The sequence below is a fragment of the Nocardia vermiculata NBRC 100427 genome (assembly GCF_001613265.1).
Lineage (GTDB): Bacteria > Actinomycetota > Actinomycetes > Mycobacteriales > Mycobacteriaceae > Nocardia > Nocardia vermiculata.
The window spans coordinates 92,550-116,647 of record NZ_BDCA01000017.1; the positions used below are offsets into that span (position 1 = coordinate 92,550).

24 protein-coding genes and 1 tRNA gene are annotated in these 24,098 nt (G+C 68.0%); 5 read left to right on the forward strand and 20 right to left on the reverse strand.

Features of this window, described 5'->3' with window-relative positions; all coding sequences use genetic code 11:
* Nucleotides 1–144: 144 nt before the first annotated feature.
* Together polA and NV2_RS18550 are read right to left on the reverse strand one after the other, a co-directional pair.
* A complete protein-coding gene (polA, locus tag NV2_RS18545; protein ID WP_084475025.1) occupies nucleotides 145–2,943 on the reverse strand; it encodes a DNA polymerase I in 2,799 nt (932 codons plus the stop codon).
* 54 nt (nucleotides 2,944–2,997) lie between these two features.
* The gene (locus tag NV2_RS18550) at nucleotides 2,998–3,624 is read right to left on the reverse strand and encodes an ANTAR domain-containing response regulator (protein WP_067875701.1); all 627 of its coding nucleotides are present in this window, start codon (nucleotides 3,622–3,624) and stop codon (nucleotides 2,998–3,000) included.
* 196 nt (nucleotides 3,625–3,820) lie between these two features.
* On the opposite strand from NV2_RS18550, the gene NV2_RS18555 reads away from it, so the two are divergent.
* Both NV2_RS18555 and NV2_RS18560 read left to right on the forward strand, forming a co-directional pair.
* A tRNA-Leu gene (locus NV2_RS18555) sits at nucleotides 3,821–3,907 on the forward strand.
* A 221-nt stretch (nucleotides 3,908–4,128) separates the two neighbouring features.
* Nucleotides 4,129–4,530, forward strand: a complete 402-nt coding sequence (locus NV2_RS18560) for a hypothetical protein (RefSeq protein ID WP_067875704.1) — start codon at nucleotides 4,129–4,131, stop codon at nucleotides 4,528–4,530.
* Nucleotides 4,531–4,572: 42 nt separating this feature from the next.
* Here the strand turns inward: NV2_RS18560 and NV2_RS18565 are convergent, their stop codons facing one another.
* The 9 genes from NV2_RS18565 to NV2_RS18605 all read right to left on the reverse strand — a co-directional run bounded on the left by NV2_RS18565 (nucleotide 4,573) and on the right by NV2_RS18605 (nucleotide 14,545).
* Nucleotides 4,573–5,484, reverse strand: coding sequence for an acyl-CoA thioesterase (locus tag NV2_RS18565; protein ID WP_067875706.1), 912 nt, complete (start codon nucleotides 5,482–5,484; stop codon nucleotides 4,573–4,575).
* Between the two features lie 83 nt (nucleotides 5,485–5,567).
* The gene (gene pyk / locus NV2_RS18570) at nucleotides 5,568–6,989 is read right to left on the reverse strand and encodes a pyruvate kinase (protein WP_084475028.1); all 1,422 of its coding nucleotides are present in this window, start codon (nucleotides 6,987–6,989) and stop codon (nucleotides 5,568–5,570) included.
* Nucleotides 6,990–7,094: 105 nt separating this feature from the next.
* Entirely contained in the window at nucleotides 7,095–7,574 is a 480-nt protein-coding gene (locus tag NV2_RS32300; RefSeq protein WP_067875709.1) for a TM2 domain-containing protein, read from the reverse strand.
* Nucleotides 7,575–7,605: 31 nt separating this feature from the next.
* The gene (lgt, locus tag NV2_RS32845) at nucleotides 7,606–8,928 is read right to left on the reverse strand and encodes a prolipoprotein diacylglyceryl transferase (protein ID WP_084475049.1); all 1,323 of its coding nucleotides are present in this window, start codon (nucleotides 8,926–8,928) and stop codon (nucleotides 7,606–7,608) included.
* Nucleotides 8,929–8,991: 63 nt separating this feature from the next.
* Entirely contained in the window at nucleotides 8,992–9,783 is a 792-nt protein-coding gene (gene trpA, locus NV2_RS18585; RefSeq protein ID WP_067875713.1) for a tryptophan synthase subunit alpha, read from the reverse strand.
* Nucleotides 9,780–11,057 (reverse strand): tryptophan synthase subunit beta, encoded by a 1,278-nt coding sequence (gene trpB / locus NV2_RS18590; RefSeq protein WP_067875715.1) that lies wholly within the window; start codon nucleotides 11,055–11,057, stop codon nucleotides 9,780–9,782. Before trpB ends, trpA begins: the two co-directional genes overlap by 4 nt.
* On the reverse strand, nucleotides 11,054–11,878 hold the full coding sequence (gene trpC / locus NV2_RS18595) for an indole-3-glycerol phosphate synthase TrpC (RefSeq protein ID WP_067875718.1): 825 nt from the start codon (nucleotides 11,876–11,878) through the stop codon (nucleotides 11,054–11,056). Before trpC ends, trpB begins: the two co-directional genes overlap by 4 nt.
* A 151-nt stretch (nucleotides 11,879–12,029) precedes the next feature.
* Nucleotides 12,030–12,971 (reverse strand): TIGR02234 family membrane protein, encoded by a 942-nt coding sequence (locus NV2_RS18600; RefSeq protein WP_084475030.1) that lies wholly within the window; start codon nucleotides 12,969–12,971, stop codon nucleotides 12,030–12,032.
* On the reverse strand, nucleotides 12,968–14,545 hold the full coding sequence (locus tag NV2_RS18605) for an anthranilate synthase component I (protein ID WP_067875721.1): 1,578 nt from the start codon (nucleotides 14,543–14,545) through the stop codon (nucleotides 12,968–12,970). The genes NV2_RS18600 and NV2_RS18605 overlap by 4 nt, the downstream gene beginning before the upstream one ends.
* A 158-nt stretch (nucleotides 14,546–14,703) precedes the next feature.
* Here NV2_RS18605 and NV2_RS18610 point away from each other — a divergent pair, with 158 nt between their 5' ends.
* Complete coding sequence (locus tag NV2_RS18610) at nucleotides 14,704–15,180, forward strand: peroxiredoxin (protein WP_067875724.1); 477 nt, start codon at nucleotides 14,704–14,706, stop codon at nucleotides 15,178–15,180.
* Nucleotides 15,181–15,515: 335 nt separating this feature from the next.
* The gene (locus NV2_RS18615; protein ID WP_157102964.1) at nucleotides 15,516–16,025 is read left to right on the forward strand and encodes a MarR family winged helix-turn-helix transcriptional regulator; all 510 of its coding nucleotides are present in this window, start codon (nucleotides 15,516–15,518) and stop codon (nucleotides 16,023–16,025) included.
* A 10-nt stretch (nucleotides 16,026–16,035) separates the two neighbouring features.
* Here NV2_RS18615 and hisI read toward each other — a convergent pair whose 3' ends face one another.
* From hisI to priA, 4 genes are read right to left on the reverse strand one after another with little or no spacing between them, the layout of a single operon-like run.
* A complete protein-coding gene (gene hisI / locus NV2_RS18620) occupies nucleotides 16,036–16,383 on the reverse strand; it encodes a phosphoribosyl-AMP cyclohydrolase (protein WP_067875730.1) in 348 nt (115 codons plus the stop codon).
* 38 nt (nucleotides 16,384–16,421) lie between these two features.
* Entirely contained in the window at nucleotides 16,422–17,195 is a 774-nt protein-coding gene (hisF, locus tag NV2_RS18625; protein WP_067875733.1) for an imidazole glycerol phosphate synthase subunit HisF, read from the reverse strand.
* The gene (locus tag NV2_RS18630) at nucleotides 17,192–18,034 is read right to left on the reverse strand and encodes an inositol monophosphatase family protein (protein ID WP_067875736.1); all 843 of its coding nucleotides are present in this window, start codon (nucleotides 18,032–18,034) and stop codon (nucleotides 17,192–17,194) included. Before NV2_RS18630 ends, hisF begins: the two co-directional genes overlap by 4 nt.
* A gap of 2 nt (nucleotides 18,035–18,036) precedes the next feature.
* Nucleotides 18,037–18,768, reverse strand: a complete 732-nt coding sequence (gene priA, locus NV2_RS18635; RefSeq protein WP_067875739.1) for a bifunctional 1-(5-phosphoribosyl)-5-((5-phosphoribosylamino)methylideneamino)imidazole-4-carboxamide isomerase/phosphoribosylanthranilate isomerase PriA — start codon at nucleotides 18,766–18,768, stop codon at nucleotides 18,037–18,039.
* A gap of 230 nt (nucleotides 18,769–18,998) precedes the next feature.
* Here priA and NV2_RS18640 point away from each other — a divergent pair, with 230 nt between their 5' ends.
* Entirely contained in the window at nucleotides 18,999–19,472 is a 474-nt protein-coding gene (locus tag NV2_RS18640) for a hypothetical protein (RefSeq protein WP_067875742.1), read from the forward strand.
* 29 nt (nucleotides 19,473–19,501) lie between these two features.
* On the opposite strand, the gene hisH is transcribed toward NV2_RS18640, so the two are convergent.
* The 5 genes from hisH to NV2_RS18665 form a co-directional block, all read right to left on the reverse strand.
* Entirely contained in the window at nucleotides 19,502–20,137 is a 636-nt protein-coding gene (hisH, locus tag NV2_RS18645) for an imidazole glycerol phosphate synthase subunit HisH (protein ID WP_067875745.1), read from the reverse strand.
* Nucleotides 20,128–20,760, reverse strand: coding sequence for an imidazoleglycerol-phosphate dehydratase HisB (gene hisB / locus NV2_RS18650; protein WP_067875748.1), 633 nt, complete (start codon nucleotides 20,758–20,760; stop codon nucleotides 20,128–20,130). The genes hisH and hisB overlap by 10 nt, the downstream gene beginning before the upstream one ends.
* On the reverse strand, nucleotides 20,757–21,890 hold the full coding sequence (locus NV2_RS18655; RefSeq protein ID WP_067875751.1) for a histidinol-phosphate transaminase: 1,134 nt from the start codon (nucleotides 21,888–21,890) through the stop codon (nucleotides 20,757–20,759). The genes hisB and NV2_RS18655 overlap by 4 nt, the downstream gene beginning before the upstream one ends.
* Nucleotides 21,887–23,224 (reverse strand): histidinol dehydrogenase, encoded by a 1,338-nt coding sequence (gene hisD, locus NV2_RS18660; protein ID WP_067875753.1) that lies wholly within the window; start codon nucleotides 23,222–23,224, stop codon nucleotides 21,887–21,889. Before hisD ends, NV2_RS18655 begins: the two co-directional genes overlap by 4 nt.
* Nucleotides 23,225–23,381: 157 nt before the next feature.
* On the reverse strand, nucleotides 23,382–23,987 hold the full coding sequence (locus NV2_RS18665; protein ID WP_067875756.1) for a maleylpyruvate isomerase family mycothiol-dependent enzyme: 606 nt from the start codon (nucleotides 23,985–23,987) through the stop codon (nucleotides 23,382–23,384).
* Nucleotides 23,988–24,098: the final 111 nt, after the last annotated feature.

The following is a 24,098-nucleotide window of genomic DNA, read 5'->3' on the forward strand; positions in this document are numbered from 1 at the left end:
CGGCCCCGCCGCCGGTGCGGTCGGACGGGTCAGCATCCGCACCAGGTCGTCGCGCAGCGGAAGGGGGCGGTGCGCGGAGTCGGCTCCCGCCCGGCGGCCGTAGCACCGGCGACACTCGGGACAACCGGCACCGAAGGTCCGGGCTCAGTGCGCGGCGGTGTCCCAGCTGCGGCCGACGCCGACCGAGACGTCCAGCGGCACCGACAACTCGATCGCGTTCGACATCTGTTCCCGGGCAAGCGATTCCAGCACCTCACGTTCCCCGGCGGCGACTTCGAAGACGAGTTCGTCGTGGATCTGCAGCAGCATCCGGGAACGCAGACCGGCCTCGGCGATCGCGTTCTGCACGTTGATCATCGCCACCTTGATGATGTCGGCGGCGGTGCCCTGAATGGGTGCGTTGAGCGCCATCCGCTCGGCGGATTCGCGGCGCTGCCGGTTGCTGGAATCCAGGTCCGGCAGATAGCGACGGCGCCCGAACAAGGTCTGCGTGTAGCCGACCTTACGGGCCTCGTCCACGGCCTCGCGCAGATAGTCACGGATCGCGCCGAAACGAGAGAAGTACACCTCCATCTGTGCCTTCGCCTCCTCCGCGCTGATCCGCAATTGCTGCGACAGACCGTAGGCGGACAGTCCGTAGGCCAGGCCGTAGGACATCGCCTTGATCCGGCGCCGCAGCTCCGGGTCGACCGCGCCGATCGGAATGTCGAATGCCTTGGAGGCGACGAAGTTGTGCAGGTCCTCACCGGAGTTGAACGCCTCGATCAGCCCGGCGTCCTTGGACAGATGAGCCATGATCCGCATCTCGATCTGGCTGTAGTCCGCGGTCATCAGCGACTCGTAACCGGGACCGACGACGAAGGTATCCCGAATGCGGCGGCCGGTATCGGTGCGGATCGGGATGTTCTGCAGGTTCGGTTCGGTGGAGGACAGGCGCCCGGTCGCGGCGACGGTCTGGTTGAAGGTGGTGTGGATGCGCCCGTCGTCGGCGACCGACTTCAGCAGGCCGTCGACGGTGACCTTGAGCCGTGTCGCGTCCCGGTGGGCCAGCAGATGTTCCAGAAACGGGTGCTGGGTCTTCTCGAACAGCGACTCGAGGGCATCGGCATCGGTGGTGTAGCCGGTCTTGGTCCGCTTGGTCTTGGGCATGTCCAGCTCGTCGAACAGCACGACCTGCAGCTGCTTGGGCGAACCGAGGTTGATCTGTTTACCGATCACCTCGTAGGCCGAATTCGCGGCGGCGGCGACCCGATCGGCGAACTCGCGCTGCAACTGCTCCAATTCGGCCGTATCGATGGCGATGCCGGCCTGCTCGAGTTCGGCCAGCACCTGCAGCAGTGGCAGTTCCATCTCGGTGAGCAGCGGGGTGGACTCGATGCGCTCGAGTTCGGTATCGAATGCCCCGGCGAGGTCGGCCACCGCGCTGGCGCGCAGGATCTCCGCCTGGGCGAGTTCGGTGTCCACCTGATTCTCGTCGTCCAGCAGCGACAGCTGAGCATCGGCCGCCGCCTCGACGCGCAACTCCCGCGACAGATAGCGCAGCGACAGATCGTCGAGATTGAAACTGCGCTGCCCCGGCCGCACCAGATATGCCGCCAACGCGGTATCGCTGGTCACACCGGCGAGCCGCCAGTTGCGCCCACGCAGGGCGTGGATCGCCGCCTTGGCCTCGTGGACCGCCTTCGACACCTCGGCGTCGGCCAGCCAGGCCCCCAGCGCCAGCTCGTCCTCGGGTGTCAGCCCCACGATGTCGAAATATCCGCCCTCGCCGTCGGCGGCGGCAATCGCGATCGCCTGCACATCGCCGTGCACGGGGGTGGTCGTGCCGACGATCGAGACTCCGTGGCGAGTACCGCGTGGCGCGTGGTCGGCCAGCCAATCGGCCACCGCACCCGGTGCGATCGGGCCACCGTTGATCTCGAACCCGCCCTCGGCCTCGGGTTCGGGCGGGGCCAGGGTGTCGAACAGCCGATCCCGCAGCACCCGGAACTCGAGATCGTCGAACAGGCGGTGGATCTTGTCCCGGTCCCACGGTTGCAGCGCCAGCTGCTCGGGCGTGTAGGGCAGCGCGACGTCCTTGACCATCTCGGTGAGCTGCCGATTGAGCACCACACCGGACAGATTCGCGCGCAGTGCGTCACCGACTTTGCCGCGTACCTCGTCCACCCGCTCGACCAGGGTGGCAAGATCGCCGTACTCCTTGATCCACTTGGTGGCCGTCTTCTCGCCCACCCCCGGAATGCCGGGCAGATTGTCGCTCGGGTCACCGCGCAGCGCCGCGAAGTCCGGATACTGCGCCGGGGTCAGGCCATACTTCTCCTCGACCGCCTCGGGCGTGAAACGGGTGAGCTCGGACACGCCCTTCTTCGGATACAGCACCGTCACATCGGGGTTGACCAGCTGCAGCGAATCACGGTCGCCGGTCACGATCAGTACCCGGAAACCCTCCGGGACGGCCTGGGTCGCCAGGGTGGCGATGATGTCGTCGGCCTCGTACCCCTCGAGCGCCATCACCGGGATACCGAGGGCGCCCAGCACCTCCTGGGTGGTGTCCACCTGGCCGCGGAACTCGTCCGGTGTGGTGATGCGGTTGGCCTTGTACTCGGGAAACGCCTCGGTACGGAACGTCTTGCGGCTGACATCGAAGGCGGCGCCCACATGGGTGGGCCGCTCGTCCCGCAACAGATTGATCAGCATGGACGTGAAGCCGTAGACCGCGTTGGTGGTCTGACCGGTGACGGTCTTGAAATTCTCCGCCGGCAGCGCGTAGAAGGCGCGATAGGCCAGCGAATGGCCGTCGAGCAGCAGCAGCGTGGGGCGCTCCCCGGAGGCACCGCCACCCGTGGACGGCGCTCCCGCGCCCTTGCTGGTCGACACACTGCCTTGGCGCTGATCGGTCGGGGCTGGAGTCACGGCACAGAGTCTAGGGACAGGCACCGACATCCGCGGCCACGGGGCGCACCGCCGCGGCGATCGGGGCACACCGGCCCCGGCCGATCAGGACTTCGGCGCCAGATTCTCCAGGACTACCTCGGCCACCGCCTTCATCGTCGTGCGACGATCCATGGCGGTGCGCTGAATCCATTTGAACGCCTGCGGTTCCGAGAGCCCCTGGGTCTGCATCAGCACCCCCTTCGCCCGCTCGACGAGCTTGCGGGTCTCGAGCCGGTCCGACAGGCTCGCGACCTCACGCTCGAGTGCCGTGATCTCGTGGAAGCGGCTCGCCGCCAGTTCGATCGCGGGCACCAGATCCGATTTGGTGAACGGTTTCACCAGATACGCCATCGCCCCGGCGTCGCGAGCCCGCTCGACCAGGTCCCGCTGACTGAACGCAGTCAGGATCACCACCGGCGCAACACGTTTGGTCGCGATCTCACCGGCGGCGTCGATCCCGTCACGCCGCGGCATCTTCACATCCATGATGACCAGATCGGGACGCAACTCCACGGCCAGATCGACGGCCTGCTGACCGTCACCGGCCTCGCCCACCACCTGGTAGCCCTCTTCGGAGAGCATCTCCACAAGGTCCATCCGGATCAGCGCCTCGTCCTCGGCCACCACGACACGCTTCGCGGCAGCCGGCGCATCATGGTTCGCGCCCGCGCCTCCTGCATTCGTTCCCATAGACAGACCCCTCGATATTCCGATGCCGATATCCGGCGCACCCGCCACGGCCCCACCCGTCGCCGCTCGTGCACACCAGAGTGCCTAAAGCGTACCGGTCGACCGCGTTCACAACCCATCTACCCAGCGCGAACCCGCAGACATCACACCGATTCGGCAACCAGGGCCCCGACCCGCTATCATTTGCACCCGGTGCGCCGAGTTGGCGGAACTGGCAGACGCGACGGTCTCAAAAACCGTTGTCCTCACGGACGTGTGGGTTCGAGTCCCACACTCGGCACCATTTCGGGCAGTGTTTCGTCGCTGCCACCTGGGACCTGTTGTTCACCCGGTCCGCAGGCCTTCCGTCCACTGCGAGTGTTCCGGGCGAATCCCAGGTCTTCCGTGAAGATTCCGATGTTTTCCGCCACAGGCATGCCGCGCGCCCGTTGATCCCGTCGCCGAGTTAGACTCCCCGCGGAAATTGCCGACGCCGATGGTTCGACACCGGAACAGGACACAGACATGCCGAAACGCATTTCGGATGTTTCACTCCATGTTTACGTGACACCGGAAACTCTCGACCGCGTCGTGCACACCGTGCGCCGCGTGGTCGACGACCACATCGCCGAGCACGACATCTTCGCTTGGCGTTTCACCCTGCCCGTCGACCCCGACCAGCCCGCGCATACCGTGCTGGAAACCCAGTGGCGCCTCGATCATCCCGAGCGCTCCACCGGAACCCGGCGCACCTACGAGATCGCGCTCAGTCTGGTCGGTGAGCCCGAACAGCTGACCGAATCCGGTCTGGCCGCACTCGAACACCGCCTGGTGCTGGGGATCGCCATCTCCGACGCCGTCCCCTACTCGATCCACGCGCTGCACCGCGACAGCTACGAGTTCGACGAGAACCGGGAACGCCTCTGAGCTCTGTGCAGAGCTTCAGAGGCGTTCCCGGATGGTCACCACCTACTTGCGGGCCGGGAAGTGCCGGATCACGCCCTCCTGGACGACGGTCGCGAGCAGCTCACCCGCTCGCGAGTAGAAGTGTCCGGTGGCCAGGCCGCGCGACCCGGCGGCCACCGGCGACTGCGTCGCGTACAGCGCCCAGTCGTCGAACCGGAACGGGCGATGGAACCAGATCGAGTGATTCACCGTCGCCGCGACGATCCGGTCGAAGCCCCACGACAGCCCGTGCGTGGTGATGATCGAATCCAGCACCGTGGTATCCGACGAATAGCCCAGCGTCGCAACGTGAATCAGCGGATCGTCGGGGAGGGTGCCGTCGGCCTTCATCCAGACCCGATTGTGGTCGAGGGTGCCACCGGTTTCCTTGAGCACCCACGCCGGGTCGTTGGTGTAACGCATATCGATCGGATGCGGCGCCTGGACGAACATCTGCAGCCGGTCCTCGAGGCCGGTGAACGATTCCTCGACGCGCGGCAGCCCGTCGGGATCGGGCACCTGCGGCTGTGCCGCCGAGTGTTCGAGGCCTTTGGCCCCGTCCTGGAACGCCGCGAGCATGACGAACAGTTCCTGGTCGTCCTGATAGGCGGTCACCGTGCGATTGGCGAAGTTCCGCCCGTCACGATGGCGCTCGACCCGGTATTCGATCGGTTTACGCACATCGCCACCGCGGACGAAATGGGCATTGACCGCATGCACCGGGCGGCCGGCGCCGACGGTGCGACCGGCCGCGACGATCGCCTGCGCCACCAACTGCCCGCCGAAGGTGCGGCTCCACACCTTCTCCGGGTGGTGGCCGAGGAAGACGTCCTCACCGATCTCGTCGAGGTCGAGCAGGCCGAGCAGTACCGCGAGATCACCACGGTCCTCGCTCTCGCGGCCGGTCTCGACCGATTCGCCCAGTGATGCGCTCATACTGCATCCTCGCTGACGCTCGGACACAGCATGACCGCAATAGCGGCTGTGTTCATCTTTCGCTCGCTGCGCTCACTCACGATTCAGTGGTCCTCCTCGCCGATACGGTGCACGTGAATCAGATTCGTGGACCCGACCGTACCCGGAGGGGAGCCGGCCACGATCACGACCAGGTCCCCCTTGACGTAGCGGTTGAGCGACAACAGTTCCTTGTCCACCTGGCCGATCATCTCGTCGGTGGTGCCGACCGGGGACACGATGAATGTTTCGACGCCCCAGGTCAGCGCGAGCTGGCTGCGTACCTCCGGCAGCGGGGTGAACGCCAGCAGCGGCAGCGTGGTGTGCAGCCGGGCCAGCCGGCGCACCGTGTCACCGGACTGGGTGAATGCCACCAGCGCCTTGGCATTGAGTCGTTCACCGATATCGCGGGCGGCGTAGGAGATGACACCGCGCTTGGTCCGCGGCACGTGGGTCAGCGGCGGCACCCGGGTGGAGGATTCGGATTCCGCGGCGTGCACGATGCGTGCCATGGTGCGCACCGTCTCGATCGGGTACTGGCCGACCGAGGTCTCCCCCGACAGCATCACCGCGTCCGCGCCGTCGAGTACCGCATTGGCGACATCGGAGGCCTCGGCGCGGGTGGGGCGGGAATTGCCGATCATCGACTCCAGCATCTGGGTAGCGACGATGACGGGTTTGGCGTTCTCCCTTGCCATCTGAATGGCCCGCTTCTGCACCAGCGGCACCTGTTCGAGCGGCAGTTCTACGCCGAGATCGCCGCGGGCCACCATGATCGCGTCGAAGGCCAGCACGATCGCCTCGAGGTTGTCGATGGCTTCCGGCTTCTCCAGTTTGCCGATCACCGGCACCCGGCGGCCCACCCGGTCCATCACATCGTGCACCAGCTCCACATCCGAGGGTGCGCGCACGAACGACAACGCGATGAAGTCGACGCCCAGCTTCAGTGCGAATTCCAGATCTTCGATGTCCTTGGTGGACAACGCCGGCACGGACACGTCCATACCGGGCAGCGATACGCCCTTGTTGTTGGATACCGGGCCGCCCTCGGTCACCCGGCACACCACATCGGGCCCCTCGACGCGCAGCACGGTCAGCCCGACCTTGCCGTCGTCGACGAGCAGGCGGTCACCGGCCTTGGCGTCGCGGGCCAGCTTGGTGTAGGTGGTCGAGACGCGATCGTGGGTGCCCTCCACGTCCTCGACCGTGATCCGCACCTCCTCGCCCGTCGCCCACACGGTGCGGCCCTCGATGAACCTGCCGAGCCGGATCTTGGGCCCCTGCAGGTCGGCGAGGATTCCTACGGCACGGCTCATCTGCTCGGCCGCGTGCCGCACCTTGTGATAGTTCTCGGCGTGATCGGCGTGTTCCCCGTGGCTGAAATTCAACCGGGCCACGTCCATGCCACTGTCGACAAGTTCACGGATCCGGTCCTCGGTGGCTGTCGCCGGCCCGAGGGTGCACACAATCTTTGTCCGTCGCATCACGGCTCGAGCCTAGTCCTGCCGGAAACGCACCGCCGATCGGCACACCCGTACCGGGGAAACGGCCAAAATATGACGGATATCACAGCCGCTGCGGTCGAGTGGGCCTCACTCCTGCAAGGGCCGGTTGTACGGGTCACGCACCTTGCCGGTGAGGATCAGGATCGCGTCGATGAACGGCCAGATCCCACCCAATCCGCAGGTGAACAGCGTGACCAGAAGCTGCGCGATGCCGATGCCGGTGTAGCCGAGGTAGAACCGGCCGACGCCGAGTCCACCGAGGAACAACTCCAGCAGTCCCGCGGTCAACTGGGATTTGTCCGACAGTGGCTCGCCGTACATGTTGCGGCCGTACGGTGCCTCCGGATCCGCGCCGTAGGGCCCCGGAGCATTCATGCCGTAAGGACCTGGAGCGCTGGGAGGATAGCCACCGGGGTACGGCTGCGCATACGGGTCGGCGGGCGGGCCGTAGGGCTGGGGCTGGCTGTAGCCCGGCTGAGTGTAGGGCCCCGGTTGGCCGTACCCACCGGGGCCGGTACCCGGCGCACCGTATTGCGGGCCCGGATGGGGCTGATAGGGATCGGTCACGACGCTCCTCCTCGTTCGGGCGGATGCCCGCTCACCTCTTGTCCGCCTGCTTGCGGCCCCGCTTGCGTGCGCCCTTACCCGCTGCGTCCGTGGGCGCGACCTCGTCCGCCTCCGACGCGCTGCTCGCCGGCGCGCCCGTGTCCGCGGCGGTCGTCGTCCCCGCCGCTGCCGATGTGCCCTCCGCTGCCTGCTCGCCGGCCCCTGCCGTCTCGTCGACCGGTGCCGATGCGGCGTCCCGGTCCGTGGTCGGCTCGGTCTCCTCCTTCTCCGCGGCAGCGTCCTCCGGTGCCGGGTCGCCGTCGGGAGCCCGCTCGCCCGCATCACCACCGGGGACCCCGGTGGTGCCCCCGTTCGCCGCTGGTGCGTCCCCGATCACCGCGTCGCCACTGTCCGCGGCGGCCTGCTCGGCAGCAGCGCGGCGACGCAACGCGCCCCACTGCCACGGCCACGGCCGGTCACCGGCGGGCGCCAGCTGCGCGGCGGTCTCGCGTCCCTTGGTGGCGAAAATGAAATACGCCACCGCGCACAGGAATACGATCGCCGAGGTGTAGGAGTTGATGCGGATACCGAACAGATGGGTGGCATCGTCGTCGCGCAGCAGCTCGACCCAGAACCGCCCGAAGGTATAGATCGCGACGTACAGGGCGAACAGGCGGCCGTGGCCGACCTTCCAACGCCGGTCCACCAGCACCAGCACCAGGACGCCGAGCAGGTTCCAGATCAGTTCGTAGAGGAAGGTCGGCTGCACCACCTTCTCGACCACACCGGTCGAGACACCGTTCATCATGTCGAGCTGACCGTTGGAGTCGAACCGCAGGTCGATTTCCAGTCCCCACGGCAGATCGGTCGCACGACCGTAGAGTTCCTGATTGAAGTAGTTACCGAGCCGGCCGACGGCCTGCGCGAGCAGAATCCCCGGGGCGATGGCATCACCGAAGGCAGGCAACGGAATTCGGTACACCCGGCATCCGATCCAGGCACCGATGCCGCCGAGCAGCACCGCACCCCAGATACCGAGGCCGCCCTCCCAGATCTTCAGCGCGTCGATCGGATGGCCGCCGGCACCGAAATACTTCTCCCAGTCGGTCGCCACGTGATAGAGGCGGCCACCGACCAGACCGAACGGCACCGCGAACATGGCCACGTCCAGCACCGCGCCCGGTTGACCACCACGCTCGCGCCAGCGGCGCTCACCCCACCAGATCGCGACGATGATGCCGACGATGATGCACAGCGCGTACGCCCGGAGGGGGAAGGGCCCCACATCCCATACTCCGCGCGGCGGACTGGGTATATAGGCCAGTACCGCCCCACTGTGCACACCGACGCCGTCTGCCAGGACTGGAAAGGTCACGCGCCCCACCGTAACGGAGGTCGCTCGCCGCGCCCACCCGGTGGTCGGTTGCGCCGGCCCCGACTACCCGGCGACGGTTGCCGAACGAACGCCCTGCGACAGTTCGGAAGTCAGCGCACGCACCTGATCGAGCCCCTGCCCGGCGGCGGTGACCAGCGCGGAACCGACGATCACACCGTCGGCGTAGGAGGCGATCTCGGCGGCCTGTGCGCCGTTGCGGACGCCCAGCCCCACCCCGATCGGAATGTCGGAGTGGCTGCGTACCCGCGCGCACAGCTGCGGGGCGGCCGAGGACACCGCATCACGGGCGCCCGTGACTCCCATGGTGGAGGCCGCGTAGAGGAAGCCGCTGCTGGCCTCGATGGTCTGCACCAGCCGCTCCTCGGTGGACGACGGCGCGACCAGGAAGATGCGATCCAGATCATGGGCGGCGGAGGCATCGAGCCACTCCCCCGCCTCCTCCGGAATCAGATTCGGTGTGATCAGTCCGCTACCGCCGGCGGCGGACAGATCGCGGGCGAACCGGTCGACTCCGTACTGCAGCACCGGATTCCAATAGGTCATCACCACTGCCGCACCACCGGCCGCGGTAATCGCCTCGACCACCGAGAACACGTCGCGGACCCGCACCCCGCCGCGCAGGGCCTGATCGGCGGCGGCTTGAATGGTCGGTCCGTCCATCACCGGATCGGAGTAGGCGACCCCGACTTCGACGATGTCGCAACCGGATTCGACCATCGCGGTGCAGACCTCGATGGAACCGGCGAGATCCGGATACCCGGCCGGCATATACCCGACCAGCGCCGCTCGCCCTTCGTCACGACACGCCGCGAAGGTGGATTCCAGACGGCTCACGAGCGATTCTCCTCGGCGGATCCGTTGTCGTCGAACAGCCCGAACCAGCGCGCCGCGGTATCCATATCCTTGTCGCCGCGTCCGGACAGATTCACCAGAATGATTGCGCCCGGGCCCAATTCACGCCCCAACTGCAGGGCGCCGGCGACCGCGTGCGCGGACTCGATCGCGGGAATGATGCCCTCGGTGCGCGAGAGCAGCAGCAGCGCGTCCATCGCCTCGGCATCGGTCACCGGCCGGTACTCGGCGCGACCGATATCCTTCAGATACGCATGCTCGGGGCCCACGCCCGGATAATCCAACCCGGCCGACACCGAGTGCGAGTCGATGGTCTGACCGTCCTCGTCCTGCAGCAGGTACGAGTAGGCGCCTTGGAAGGCTCCGGGCCGGCCACCGGCGAAAGTCGCCGCGTGCCTACCTGTTTCGACACCGTCACCGGCGGCTTCGTAACCGACCAGCCGGACCGCTTCGTCGTCGATGAACGGGTGGAAGATGCCGATCGCGTTGGAACCGCCGCCTACGCAGGCCACCACCGCATCGGGCAGCCGGCCGGTGTGGGACCGCACCTGCACGCGCGCCTCCAGTCCGACGATGCGCTGGAAGTCGCGCACCATCAGCGGGAACGGATGCGGCCCCGCGGCGGTACCGAAGCAGTAGTAGGTCTGCTCGGCGTTGGTGACCCAGTCCCGCAGCGCCTCGTTGATCGCGTCCTTCAGCGTCTGCGACCCCGTGGTCACCGACACGACCTCGGCGCCGAGCAGACGCATCCGCGCGACATTGAGCGCCTGGCGGGCCGTGTCGACCGCACCCATGTAGATGACGCAGTCCAGCCCGAGCAGCGCGCACGCCGTCGCGGTGGCGACACCGTGCTGACCGGCGCCGGTCTCGGCGATGACGCGGGTCTTGCCCATCCGCTTGGCCAGCAGTGCTTGACCGAGCACGTTGTTGATCTTGTGGGAACCGGTGTGATTCAGATCCTCACGCTTGAGCAGGATGCGGGCGCCACCGGCATGTTCGGACAACCGGGTGCACTCGAACACCGGCGACGGCCGGCCGGCGTAGTCACGTTGCAGACGGTCGAGCTCGGCCAGGAAATCCGGATCGACGCGGGACTTGTCGTATTCGGCGGTGACCTCCTCGATCACCGCCATCAACGCCTCCGGCACATGCCGGCCACCGTAGACACCGAAATGGCCACCCGGGTCGGGTTCGTGGCTGCGATGGGTGACCCCCTCGCTGGCCTGCGGCAGCGCGGTATCGGGCGCACCGGTCATCGGTTGACCCCCCGCCGCAGCGGGCGCGGGCAGGACGGATGTGTGCCGGCGGTCGCCAGCTCCGACACCGCTGCCCGCGGGTCTCCACTGGTCACCAGGCTCTCACCGACCAGAACGGCATCGGCACCGGCGCCCGCGTAGGCGAGCAGGTCCGCGGTACCGCTGACACCGGACTCGGCGATCCGGATGACCTCGGTGGGCAGGCCGGGAGCGATGCGCGCGAACACGTCGCGATCCACCTCGAGAGTCTTCAGATTGCGGGCGTTCACGCCGATCACGGAGGCGCCCGCGGTCAGCGCACGGTCGGCCTCCTCCTCGGTATGTACCTCCACCAGCGCGGTCATCCCGAGCGATTCGGTGCGATCGATCAGCGAGGCAAGCACATCCTGCTCCAGCGCGGCCACGATCAGCAGGATCACGTCCGCGCCGTGGGCGCGGGCCTCGTGAATCTGGTACGGGCCGACCACGAAATCCTTGCGCAGGATCGGCAGGTCAACCACCGCGCGCACCGAATCCAGGTCGGCAAGCGAACCGTGGAAGCGCCGGCCCTCGGTCAGCACGCTGATGATCCGGGCGCCACCGTCCTCGTACGCCTTCGCCAGGATCGCCGGGTCCGGAATATCGGCGAGCTCTCCCTTGGACGGGCTGGCACGCTTGACCTCGGCAATGACTCCGATCCCGTCCGCATGCAGCGCGGCGAGGGCGTCGCGCGGCGAGGGCGCCGCCGCGGCGGCCTTCTTGACGGCCTGGAAATCCAGGAGGGCTTCCCGCGCGGCGACATCCGCACGGACCCCGTCGAGAATCGAGTCGAGTACCGTCATCTGGCTCGAATCCTTTCTGGGGAGACGGACTTATTACCTGAGAATCCCCCCAGGCGCTGTCTCACCGATGCTGTTAAAGGGTAAAGGGAGCTGTTCGCACCGCCGACGGCGGGGTGTGGCGCCGCGCACCCGCGCGGCCTGCACGGGCGCGTCATCGTGCCCGCCCGGTGCCGCCCGGATCGGAACCGGCGCCGTCGGCGTCCTCGGCGCGACCGGCCGGACCCGTGCCGTTGCCGCCCGGATACCCGGTGTCGCCGCCTCGATCGCCACCGTCGTCGGTCGGATCGGCTCCGGCGTCGAGCGCATCCCACAGCACCCGCTGGGAGAGTTCACCCGGGTCCGGCTGCTCGGTCGCTGCGCCGCCCCCGGCCGGCTGCGGCGCGGAATCGGCGCGACGCATTTCCGCGACCTGCTCGGCGGCCTCCGCCCGGCGGAACACCGGGTTGTCGTATTTCCCCGTCATCCGGGCCGTCGCCTCCGGCATCCGCGCCAGCAGCACACCCGCCACGAACGCCGCGACCGCACCCAGCACGCTGAGCACCGCCGGGAACGTCGCCGCGAGCGCCTCGTCCACGTGCGCACGCGCCGGAAGCTCGGCCAGCGATGCGGCCCGCCCGGCGACGTCGCCGCGGTCTGCCAGCAGCGCGAGGCCCGGCACCGCCGCGACCGCGGCCACCAGCGCCACCACTACCCCGACCAACCGGCGCAGCCACCCCTTCGTGGCGAAGACAGCGGCGATCGACGCCAGCAGCACCAGCGCCAGCGGAGTGAGCGCGCCGAACCAGAGCCCACCGTTGAGATCCTGCGTGCGCGGCTCGGTCAGCCCGTCCGAGGAGTGCAAGGTCACCCAGGTCATCCGGGACGAACCCCACAGCGCGGCCGCACCGACCGCCAGCAGGACCACCGGCAGCACCGGGCGCGCACTGCGGGTGCGTCCCGCCGCGGCGGACGCCTCGCCGTCCGCGTCCGGCACGAAACGATCGGGGTCGGCGGCGCCGCCGACCACCACCGGTGAGCCGGTGCCGGCCGCACCGTGCGGCTTCGCCACCTCGGACGGATTCTGTTGTACTGGTTCGGATTCCGAATTGGTCATAGCAATGTGCCGTCGGGTTGTGGGGTGAAGGTCCGGATAGTGCGCGCGGCGGCGACGGCCTTGAGCACGGCCATCGCCTTGTTGCGCGACTCCTCGTCCTCGTATCCGGGCTCGGAATCAGCCACGATACCGGCCCCCGCCTGCACGTAGGCGACACCGTCCTTCAGCAGGCCGGTACGGATCGCGATCGCGGTATCGGCATCGCCGGCGAAATCCAGATAGCCCACCACACCGGCATACACGCCACGGCGGGTCGGCTCGTTCTCCTCGATCAACTCCATCGCCCGCACCTTCGGGGCGCCGGACAAGGTGCCGGCCGGAAAAGTGGCCCGGACCGCGTCCAGCGCGATCCGCCCGGCCGCCAGCCGGCCCGTCACCGTCGACACCAGGTGCATCACATGGCTGTAGCGCTCGATATGGCGGTACTCGGTCACCCGCACCGAACCCGGCTCACACACCCGGCCCAGATCGTTGCGACCCAGATCGACGAGCATCAGATGCTCGGCGTTCTCCTTCTCGTCGGCCAGCAGATCCTTCTCGAGCAGCACATCCTCCTCCTCGGTGGCACCACGCCACCGGGTGCCCGCGATCGGATGCGTCGTGGCCACCCCGTCCTGCACCGTCACCAGCGATTCCGGGCTCGAACCGACCACCGAGAACGCGGTTTCGCCCGCGCCGTCGGGGACATGGAGCAGATACATGTACGGACTCGGGTTCGACGCACGCAGCATCCGGTACACGTCCACCGGGGCACCGTCGTAATCCATCTCGAACCGCTGCGACAGCACCACCTGAAACGCCTCGCCGGCCTCGATCTCGCCGACCACCCGGCGAATCGCCGCACCGAACTCGGCACTGGATCGGCGGCGCACGAAGTCCGGTTCGGGACGGTCGAACACCGCCACCGTGGAATCGGCCGGTGCCGCCAACGCCGCAGTCATCCGATCCAGCCGGGCCACCGCATCGTCGTATGCTTCGTCGACCCGCTCGTCGGTACCGTTCCAGTTCACGGCGTTCGCGATCAACGTGATCGCGCCCTCGTGGTGATCGAATGCGGCCAGATCCGTGGCCAGCAGCATCACCATCTCCGGAACCCGCAGATCGTCGGTGGTCAGCTCCGGTAGCCGCTCGATCCGGCGCACGATGTCGTACCCCAGATACCCGACCAGGCCGCCCGTCAGCGGCGGCAGGCCCGGCAGCCGCTCGGTTCGCAGCAGCTCCAGAGTGTCGTGCAATGCGGTCAGTGGATCACCACCGGCCGGGGCGCCGGCGGGAGTAGCACCCAGCCAGGCAGCTTCACCGTCCACCACTGTCAACGCCGTCGGGCTACCGGCACCGATGAACGACCATCGCGACCACGAACGCCCGTTCTCGGCCGACTCCAGCAGAAATGTGCCGGGACGATCCGCGCCGAGCTTGCGGTAGGTGGACAACGGAGTCTCCGAATCCGCCAGCACCTTGCGCGTCACCGGCACCACGCGGTGCTGGGCCGCGAGCATGCGGAACTGCTCACGGGTGGTGGTGGTTGCGGATTCCGGACGGTCGAAGGCAGCGCCGTGCATGCCCGCCATCATCGCAGGTCCTTCGTCTTCGCTTCGCTGCAGGTCCTTCGCCTGCGCTTCGCTGCAGGTCCGTCGTCATCGCTTCGCTGCAGGTCCTTCGACCCCCTCGTCCTCGAACTTTCCTGCTCGCTCCGACCGGTACATACTCACCGCCCGGTACGCTCGCGATTGTGAAAAAAGGCCAGCGGGTTCCCGGGTTCGAACTGCCCGATCAGAACGGCACGGTTCGGTCTCTCGACTCCCTGCTGACGGACGGGCCGCTCGCCCTGTTCTTCTTCCCGGCTGCGAATACACCCGTATGCACCGCTGAGGCCTGCCATTTCCGCGATCTGACCGGTGAGTTCGCCGCACTGGGAGCGAGCTGCGCGGGGATCAGCACCGACGCGGTGGACACCCAGGCCGGATTCGCGCAGGCGCAGTCACTGGGATATCCGCTGCTCTCCGATCGCGACGGGGCGGTGGCCGAACGCTTCGGGGTGAAGCGTTCCGGCCCGATAGGGGGCCTGCTGGCCGGGTTCATGCCGGTCAAGCGGCAGACGTTCGTCATCGATACCGATCGCACCGTGCTGGCGGTGATCTCGGGTGAGTTGCGCGCCCAGGTCCATGCCGACGCGGCGCTGCGGACCCTGCGTGAACGGCGGCGCTGAGCCGGCGCCACATCGGGACGAGCACGCCAACCGGCGACACCCGCGCTACCGCTACGCAAACCATCGGCCGTGGTCATTGCACTCAGTTTTCACCGCAACAAACCAACCAGTCCGACCCCTCGCCTACCGTTGACCACCTCTCGATATACCGCGCCGATCGCGTCATACCACACGCACGCCGAACGTGAGGACCATCACCCCGCCCGGGCGGCAGGGTGACCCGCGAGCGAAGTCGTGGCAAACTTATTGATCGCGAGTGACGGTGCATTGAAGTTTCAAATCGGGCGATCAACCAAGTCAACGATCACGTCACTGGGTTGCAGAAAGGGCGCGAAGTGACGGAATGGCTCAATCCCACCGAGCGACGAGCGTGGCGCACCCTCGTCGCATTGACCACGCGATTACCGGCCGCGATGGATACGCAGCTGCAGCGCGAAGCGGGAATGACACATTTCGAATACCTCCTGATGGCGCTGCTGTCCGAGGAACCCGGCCATCGGCTGCAGCTCAGCGAACTCGCCGGCAAGGCGAATGCGTCGCTGTCACGGCTGTCGCACGTGATCACGAAAATGGAGCGGCTGGGCTGGGCCCGCCGCGAGGTGATGCGGGGCCGGCGCGGCGCCTACGCCGTTCTCACCGAGGCCGGGTGCGCCCAGGTCGACCACGCCACACCGTCCTATCTGGAGGGCGTTCGCGGCCTGGTTTTCGACGGAATCAACGACCAGCAGGTCGAACAGCTGCTCAGCCTCACCGAGACCCTGGTCTCACAATTGGACGAGGGCCTGTCACGCGGCATCGGCCGCGCCGACGGCGTCCCCGATCCACCGGCCCCGGCGCCGTCCTGACCGCGGTCGCTCAGGAGGCGGGCGACAGCAGCAGATCGCCGTCCCAGCAGGTGTGGGTACCGGTGTGGCAGGCGGCGCCCTCCTGATCCACGATCAGCAGCACCGCATCGCCGTCGCAGTCCAGCCGCACCTCGTGCACGTGCTGGGTGTGCCCCGAGGTCTCCCCCTTGACCCAGTACTGCTGCCGGGAGCGCGAATAGTAGGTGGCCTTGCGCGTGGCGAGCGTCCGTGCCAGCGCCTCGTCGTCCATCCACGCCATCATCAGCACGGCACCGGTGCCGCGTTCCTGAGCGATCGCGGCAACCAGGCCCGCCTCGTTGCGTTTGAGGCGCGCGGCGATAGCGGGATCCAAACTCATACTCATCGTTATACCAATCAGCGGGTGCGGTCCGGCGGTCAGCGAACGGTGATGCCCGCGGTACGCATGGCGGATTTCACCTGCGCGATGGTGAGGTCGCCGAAGTGGAAGACACTCGCGGCGAGTACCGCATCAGCACCGGTGTGCACCGCCGGCGGGAAGTGATCGACCTGTCCGGCACCGCCGCTGGCGATGATCGGCACCGACACCGCGGCACGCACCTCGCTGATCATGGGCAGATCGAAGCCGCCCTTGGTGCCGTCGGCGTCCATCGAATTGAGCAGGATCTCACCGACCCCCAGTTCGGCGCCGCGCACCGCCCACTGCACCGCGTCGATCCCGGTCCCGCGCTTACCGCCGTGCGTGGTCACTTCCCAGCCCGACGGCGTCGGTGTCCCGGATTCGGGCACCCGGCGCGCATCCACCGACAGCACGATGCACTGCGAGCCGAACCGCTGCGACATCTCGCGCAGGATCTCCGGATTCGCGATCGCGGCGGTGTTCACCGAAACCTTGTCCGCACCCGCGCGCAGCAGCCTGTCCACATCCTCGACCGTGCGTACGCCACCGCCGACGGTCAACGGGATGAAGATCTGCTCGGCCGTGCGGGTGACCACGTCGATCATGGTGCCGCGATCGCCGCTCGACGCGGTGACGTCGAGGAAGGTGAGTTCGTCGGCGCCCTGGGCGTCGTAGGCGGCGGCCAGTTCCACCGGATCACCCGCATCGCGCAGATTCTGGAAATTCACGCCCTTGACCACGCGACCGGCGTCGACATCCAGGCACGGAATCACGCGTACCGCCAGAGTCATTGCGTCCCTTCCGAATTCTCGTCGTGCTCCTGCGCGCGGTCGACGGCGCTGTCGATCATTTCCAGCAGTTGCTCGTGTACGCCGGGGGCAGCTGCCAGCACCGACCGCGACATTATCGACCACGGTTCGCCGCGAAGATCGGTGACCACACCACCCGCGGCCCGCACCAAGGCCACCCCGGCCGCGTTGTCCCACGGATGATGACCGAACACGACTGCACCGCCCAGCACACCGGATGCGGTGTAGGCCAGGTCGATTCCGGTGGAGCCGTGCATCCGGACCCGGCTGGACAATCGACTCAGGGCGCCCAGCAGGTCGAACCGGAACCGGCCCGGGATCCGGCCGTGCGCATCGATGTTGAAGGCGCCGAAACCGATCATCGCCTCCGCGAGACGGCCACGTTCCAAGGCCGGCATCGGTTTTCCGTTCAACAGCAGCGGGCCGCCGGCGATCGCCGCATAGCGGCGATCCAGCAGCGGCAGCCAGGTCAGTCCCAGTACCGGCTGGCCGTCACGAACCAGCGCCAGCAGCATGCCCGACAGCGGATGACCTGCCGAATAATTGAAGGTGCCGTCGATCGGGTCGAGTACCCACGCGGTACCCGAACTCAGCTCGGGGCCTCCGAATTCCTCGCCGTGCACCGGGATTCCGGTGCGGGCGACCAACTCCTGCGACAGCGTGCGCTCGAGTTCCAGATCCAGTTCGGTGGCGAAATCACCGCGGCCCTTCTGCACCGCACTGGGCGCACCGACTCCTTCGGCGAAACGTGGTGCCGCACTGTCCAAGATCTCACTCGCCGTCGCGAGCAGCGCGGCTGGGTCCGAGGCGGCGGCACTCACGATCAGCGAACCGCGTCCAGCGCCTCGGGCAAGGTGAAACGCCCGGCGTACAAGGCTTTTCCGACGATCGCACCCTCCACCCCAACGGGCACCAGGCTCGCGATGGCACGCAGATCGTCGAGTGTGGAGACCCCACCGGACGCCACGACCGGCGCTTCGGTCGCGGCACTCACCTCGCGCAGGATGTCGAGGTTGGGGCCCTGCAGGGTGCCGTCCTTGCTGACGTCGGTGACCACGTAGCGGGCACAGCCGTCGCGCTCGAGCCGCTCCAGGACCTCCCACAGGTCGCCACCGTCGCTGACCCAGCCACGGCCCCGCAACCGATAGCTGCCATCGATGTGCCGGACATCCAGGCCGACCGCGACCCGGTCGCCGTATTCGGCGATCGCGCGGGCGCACCACTGTGGATCCTCCAGCGCCGCGGTGCCCAGGTTGACCCGCGCACACCCGGTGGCCATGGCGGCTTTCAACGAGTCGTCGTCACGGATGCCGCCGGACAGCTCGACCTTCACATCCAGCTCACCGACCACCGCGGCGAGCAGGTCGCGGTTGGATCCGCGGCCGAAGGCCGCATCCAGATCGACCAGATGCACCCATTCGGCGCCGGCTTCCTGCCAGGCCAGCGCGGCCTCACGAGGAGCGCCGTAGCCGGTTTCACTGCCGGCCTCCCCTTGAACCAGGCGCACGGCCTCACCATTGGCGACATCGACGGCGGGTAGCAGCACAAGACTCACGAATGCAGCCTACTGGCAACCGGTGGGCGTCGCGGTGCCGGGATGGCGCATGCAGGACGCCGGTCGCGGCTTCGGCGACGCGTGTCACACGTTTGACCCGGCCCGGACTGGGAAATCAGAACAGTGCGCGTGTCACTGTGCGCGGGAGAGCCGCTGCGCTGCGGCCCCGGCGCAGCGCCCAGGGCGGATGCACGAACTGCCAACGCCATCGACGAACAGGATCCGATCTCATGTCCCCGATCACGTTGCGGCCCGCCCTCTTCGCGTTCTCGTGTGCGGCGGTCGGCGCCGCGTTCGTCCCCACGCCCTCCGCCGGCGCCACCCCGACCGATCCGATCCAGTTGGCCGCCTGCGATTTCGGACGGCAGTACACCACGTTCGACTGGGCCGGGTACGAGGAGTACAACCGCCGGGTCCTGGAGTTGTCGACCGGCGAGTTCCACGAGCAGTTCTCCGCGTCCGCGGCCGACCGGCATGCCCGGGTAGCGGCGACACACACCCGTTCGGAAGCCATGACGGTGGAGTGTCGCACCGATGTCGAGGATCCCGAACATCCCCAGCTGGTGGTGACGGTGGACCAGTCCACTCGCAGCGACGCCACCCTGGGCCTACCGCGACCGGAGCGTGCGGTACTGCGGGTGCACCTCGACAATGTGGACGGACGGTGGCTGACCGAGCGGGTGGACATCCTCCCGCCCGGCTGAGCGACGCCCGCGCCGCCGGACTCGGGCCGCTACAGCGAGCCGACCCAATTGCGCAGCAGCTGCGCACCGGCGTCACCGGACTTCTCCGGATGGAACTGGGTGGCACACAACGGCCCGTTCTCCACCGCCGCGAGGAATGGGCCGCCGTGTTCGGCCCAGATCAGCTTCGCCGGCGCCAGACGGCCGTCGTCCTCCCATTCCCACTTCTGCGCCGCGTAGGAGTGCACGAAGTAGAAACGGGTCTCGGGATCCATGCCGGCGAACAGCATGCTGTCCGCCGGAGCCTGCACCGTATTCCAGCCCATATGCGGCAGTACCTGGGCCGGGAGCCGATCCACCGTGCCCGGCCACTGCCCGCAACCCTCGGTTTCGACACCGAACTCGACACCGCGATCGAACATGATCTGCATACCCACGCAGATACCCAGCACCGGACGGCCGCCGGCGAGCCGGGTACCGATGATCCGTTCCCCGCGCACGGCACGCAACCCCGCCATACAGGCCGCGAAGGCTCCGACGCCGGGAACGACCAGCCCGTCGGCCTCGAGTGCGATCGCCGGATCAGCGGTGACGGTGACCTCCGCACCGGTGCGGGCCAGCGCCCGGGCCGCCGAGTGCAGATTGCCGGAGCCGTAGTCCAGCAGCGCGACCGATGTCACAGCGATCCCTTCGTGGACGGCACCCCGGTGACCCGCGGATCGGATTCCACCGCCGCGCGCAGGGCGCGTGCGACGGCCTTGAATTCGGCCTCGGTGATGTGGTGCTGATCGCGTCCGTAGAGCACCCGCACATGCAGCGCGATGCGCGCGTTGAGCGAAATCGACTCGAAGACATGGCGATTGAGAACAGTCGAATACGACGCTCCGGGCCCGGCGCTGGGAATCACGGTGTGCAGCAGGCGCTCCGGCTCACCGTCGTGTACACAGTACGGCCGGCCCGACACGTCCACCACCGCATGCGCGAGGGTTTCGTCCATCGGGATGAAGCAGTCACCGAAGCGGCGGATGCCCTTCTTGTCGCCCAATGCCTCACCCAGCGCCTGACCGAGCACGATCGCGGTGTCCTCGACGGTGTGATGCGCTTCGATCTCGATATCGCCCTGGGCCCGCACCGTCAGATCGAAACTGCCGTGCTGTCCGAAGGCGGTGAGCATGTGATCGTAGAACGGCACACCGGTGGAGATGTCGGTGCGGCCGGTGCCGTCGAGATTCAACTCGACCACGATGCTGGATTCGCGGGTGGTGCGTTCCACCCGTGCGGTTCGGTTCATACTCGCTTCCGTACTCATCGGGACATCACCTCGGTGGGCGCCAGTTCCGCGCTCACTCGCAGGAATTCGTCGTTCTCGGCGGCCAGGCCCACGGTGACGCGCAGATATCCGGGAATGCCGACGTCCCGGATCAGGACGCCGGCATCCAGATACCGCTGCCAGGTGCGCGGGGCATCGGCGAAGTATCCGAACAGCAGGAAGTTCGCATCCGATGCCACCACCTCGAAACCGAGCTCGCCCAACGCCTTCGCGACGCGCTCCCGCTGGGCGGCGAGCTCGGCGACACTGGCGAGGGTCTCCGCCGCGTGCCGCAACGCGGCGCGGGCCGCGGCCTGGGTGACCACCGACAGGTGATACGGGAGCCGCACCAGCAACATCGCCTCGATCACCGCGGGCGCGGCCACCAGATAACCGAGCCGGCCGCCCGCGAAGGCGAACGCCTTGCTCATCGTCCGGCTCACCACCAGCTTCGCCGGATAGCGATCGATCAGGGCGAGGGCGCTGGGCGCCGCCGAGAATTCGCCGTAGGCCTCGTCGACGATCACGATGCCGGGCGCGGCGTCGAGTAGTACTTCCAGGTCGGCGAGGTCGATGGAATGCCCGGTCGGATTGTTGGGGCTGGTCACGAACACCACGTCGGGGCGGCGATCGGCGATCACGGCCACCGCGTAGTCGATATCGAGGGAGAAGTCGGCGCCGCGCTTCGCCTCGACCCATTCGGTATCGATGCCCTCGGAGATGATCGGGTGCATCGAATACGACGGCACGAACCCGAGCGCACTGCGGCCGGGCCCGCCGAAGGCCTGCAGCAACTGCTGCAGGATCTCGTTGGAGCCGTTGGCGGCCCACACGTTCGCACTGGTGACCTGCACACCGGTCTGCTCGCTCAGGTAGGCGGCGAGATCGGTGCGCAGCGCCACCGCGTCACGGTCGGGATAGCGGTGCAGATCGGCGGCGGCGGCGCGAATGGATTCGGCCACGTCGTCGACGAGCGCACGAGTCGGCGGATGCGGATTCTCGTTGGTGTTCAGCTGCACCGGAACGCTCAGTTGCGGCGCACCGTAGGGACTCTTACCGCGCAGATTCTCCCGTAGCGGTAGCTCGGCGAGGGTGGTGTTCGCGCCGGGAATGCGGGCGGTCGCGGTCATGACAGCGCCTCGAAGCGCACCTGCACGGCCTGACCGTGCGCCGGCAGATCCTCGGCGTTCGCCAGCGAAACCACATGACCGGCCACATCTTCGAGCGCCGCCCGGTTGTACTCCACGACGTGGATACCGCGCAGGAAGGTCTGCACGCTCAGCCCCGAGGAGTGGCGGGCGCAGCCCGCGGTGGGCAGCACGTGATTGGAGCCGGCGCAGTAATCGCCCAGGCTCACCGGCGACCACGCACCGACGAACACCGCTCCGGCACTGCGCACCCGCGCGGCGACCGCAGCCGCGTCGGCGGTCTGGATCTCGAGGTGTTCGGCCGCGTAGGCGTTCACCACCCGCAGGCCCTGGGCGATGTCGTCGACCAGCACCACACCGGATTGCTTGCCCGCCAACGCCTCCGACACCCGCTGCCGGTGCTTCACGACCCCGAGCTGGGTGTTGATCGCGGTGTCGACGGCATCGGCCAGCGCCACACTGTCGGTGACCAGGACACTGGCCGCGAGCACATCGTGTTCGGCCTGCGAGATGAGATCGGCGGCCACATGCGCCGGATCGGCGGTGGCGTCGGCCAGAATCGCGATCTCGGTCGGGCCGGCCTCGGCGTCGATGCCGACCAGGCCACGGCACAGCCGCTTGGCCGCGGTGACGTAGATATTGCCCGGGCCGGTGATCATGTCGACCGGCGCGAGCGCGGCGCCGTCGGTATCGGTACCGCCGTAGGACAGCAGGGCGACCGCCTGCGCACCGCCGACCGCCCACACCTCCTCGACACCGAGCAGTTTCGCCGCGGCCAGGATCGTCGGGTGGGGCAGGCCACCGAACTGGGCCTGCGGTGGCGAGGCGACCACCAGCGAGTCCACCCCGGCGGTCTGCGCCGGCACCACGTTCATCACGACGCTGGACGGGTAGACCGCATTACCGCCGGGCACGTACAGCCCGACCCGCTCGACCGGCACCCAGCGCTCGGTCACGGTACCGCCGGGCACGACCTCGGTGCTGGTGTCGGTCCGCCGCTGGTCGGCGTGCACGGTACGGGTGCGTGCGATGGCCACCTCGAGCGCCGTGCGCACGGCCGAGTCCAGCTCGGCCAGCGCCCGGTCGAGTTCTGCCGCGGGTACCCGCACGCTCGCGGGGGTGACGTTGTCGAACTTGGCGCTGAATTCCAGCGCCGCCGCGGCGCCACGCTCACGGATCGCCTCCACCACCGGCCGCACCTGATGCAGCACCGAATCCACGTCCACTCCGCCGCGCGGCAGGGCCGCGCGCAATTCGGCAGCGGAGGGCGTGCGGCCGCGCAGATCCACGCGGGCCGGCTCGATGCGGCTTGTCATAGCGGTGTGCGATCCTTCTCTGTCCGGCGAGTCTGTGCTGGTCATCACATCGGAGCGAATACTCCGGACCAGCTACCAGCCTATCCGGTCCGCACCAGCCGATATTCTCGGCCCGAGCCTCGACGGACGCGCCGGCTTGCCCTACCGGGAGCGCCGCTCAGGGCGCCAGCCGCTGCCGCAGCACCGCGACACCGTTACCGCTGAGCTCGTCCAGCACGATCGGACGGCCGACCACTGCCAGTGCGATCGCCTCTCCGGGGCCGCTCACCTGCGGTCCCGAACCCGATGCCCAGTCGACATCGGTGGCCTCGAAGCGGAGCCCGCGGGTGATCCGGCCGGGCCGCGCGAAGGGGTCGGGCCGCTGCAGGACGGCCTTCAGCCGGTCGGGGGCAATGCTGCGCGGGCGGCCGAGGGGCCGGCGAATGTCCTGCTGATGGACGAGGATGTCGGCCAGCCCCACCGCCGGCAGCGTCGAACTGATGCGCTGACCCGAGTTCTCGAATCGCCACAGCAGCTCTGCGGTGGACAGCTGCTGCACCCGTTCCACCAGATCGTTGTTGACCCGGTCGGTGTTCATCCGGCGACGCAGCGCGAAACGCGCGTAGGCCGACAGGCTCATCTCGTCGTAGAGCAGATGCCCCACCACATCACGGACCCGCCATCCGGCGCACAGCGACGGCGTCTCCCATTCCTGCTCCGACAACTCACCCAGCATCGTGATCAGTTCGGCGCGTTCGTCGTTCAGCAACCCCCGCATACTCATCCGCCGAGATTACCGCTGTCTCGACGCACCGCAAACAGGGCATAACCCGTCACCGGCGGTTACCGAGAACCGCCACACCCGGTGCCGGGCTCAGCGGTAGGCACCGGCAGG

Excerpts from the sequence above, each read along its gene's own strand:
- trpB (WP_067875715.1), bottom strand. The coding sequence starts at position 11,057 with ATGACCGGTGCGCCCGATACCGCGCTGCCGCAGGCCAGCGAGGGGGTC.
- NV2_RS18565 (WP_067875706.1), bottom strand. The coding sequence starts at position 5,484 with ATGAGCGCATCACTGGGCGAATCGGTCGAGACCGGCCGCGAGAGCGAG.
- trpC (WP_067875718.1), bottom strand. The coding sequence starts at position 11,878 with ATGACGGTACTCGACTCGATTCTCGACGGGGTCCGTGCGGATGTCGCC.
- NV2_RS18665 (WP_067875756.1), bottom strand. The coding sequence starts at position 23,987 with ATGAGTATGCGGGGGTTGCTGAACGACGAACGCGCCGAACTGATCACG.
- hisF (WP_067875733.1), bottom strand. The coding sequence starts at position 17,195 with ATGACTCTGGCGGTACGCGTGATTCCGTGCCTGGATGTCGACGCCGGT.
- NV2_RS18640 (WP_067875742.1), top strand. The coding sequence starts at position 18,999 with ATGTCCCCGATCACGTTGCGGCCCGCCCTCTTCGCGTTCTCGTGTGCG.
- hisI (WP_067875730.1), bottom strand. The coding sequence starts at position 16,383 with ATGAGTTTGGATCCCGCTATCGCCGCGCGCCTCAAACGCAACGAGGCG.
- NV2_RS18560 (WP_067875704.1), top strand. The coding sequence starts at position 4,129 with ATGCCGAAACGCATTTCGGATGTTTCACTCCATGTTTACGTGACACCG.
- NV2_RS18550 (WP_067875701.1), bottom strand. The coding sequence starts at position 3,624 with ATGGGAACGAATGCAGGAGGCGCGGGCGCGAACCATGATGCGCCGGCT.
- NV2_RS18605 (WP_067875721.1), bottom strand. The coding sequence starts at position 14,545 with ATGATGGCGGGCATGCACGGCGCTGCCTTCGACCGTCCGGAATCCGCA.
- NV2_RS18600 (WP_084475030.1), bottom strand. The coding sequence starts at position 12,971 with ATGACCAATTCGGAATCCGAACCAGTACAACAGAATCCGTCCGAGGTG.
- NV2_RS18655 (WP_067875751.1), bottom strand. The coding sequence starts at position 21,890 with ATGACCGCGACCGCCCGCATTCCCGGCGCGAACACCACCCTCGCCGAG.
- hisD (WP_067875753.1), bottom strand. The coding sequence starts at position 23,224 with ATGACAAGCCGCATCGAGCCGGCCCGCGTGGATCTGCGCGGCCGCACG.
- polA (WP_084475025.1), bottom strand. The coding sequence starts at position 2,943 with ATGTCGGTGCCTGTCCCTAGACTCTGTGCCGTGACTCCAGCCCCGACC.
- hisB (WP_067875748.1), bottom strand. The coding sequence starts at position 20,760 with ATGAGTACGGAAGCGAGTATGAACCGAACCGCACGGGTGGAACGCACC.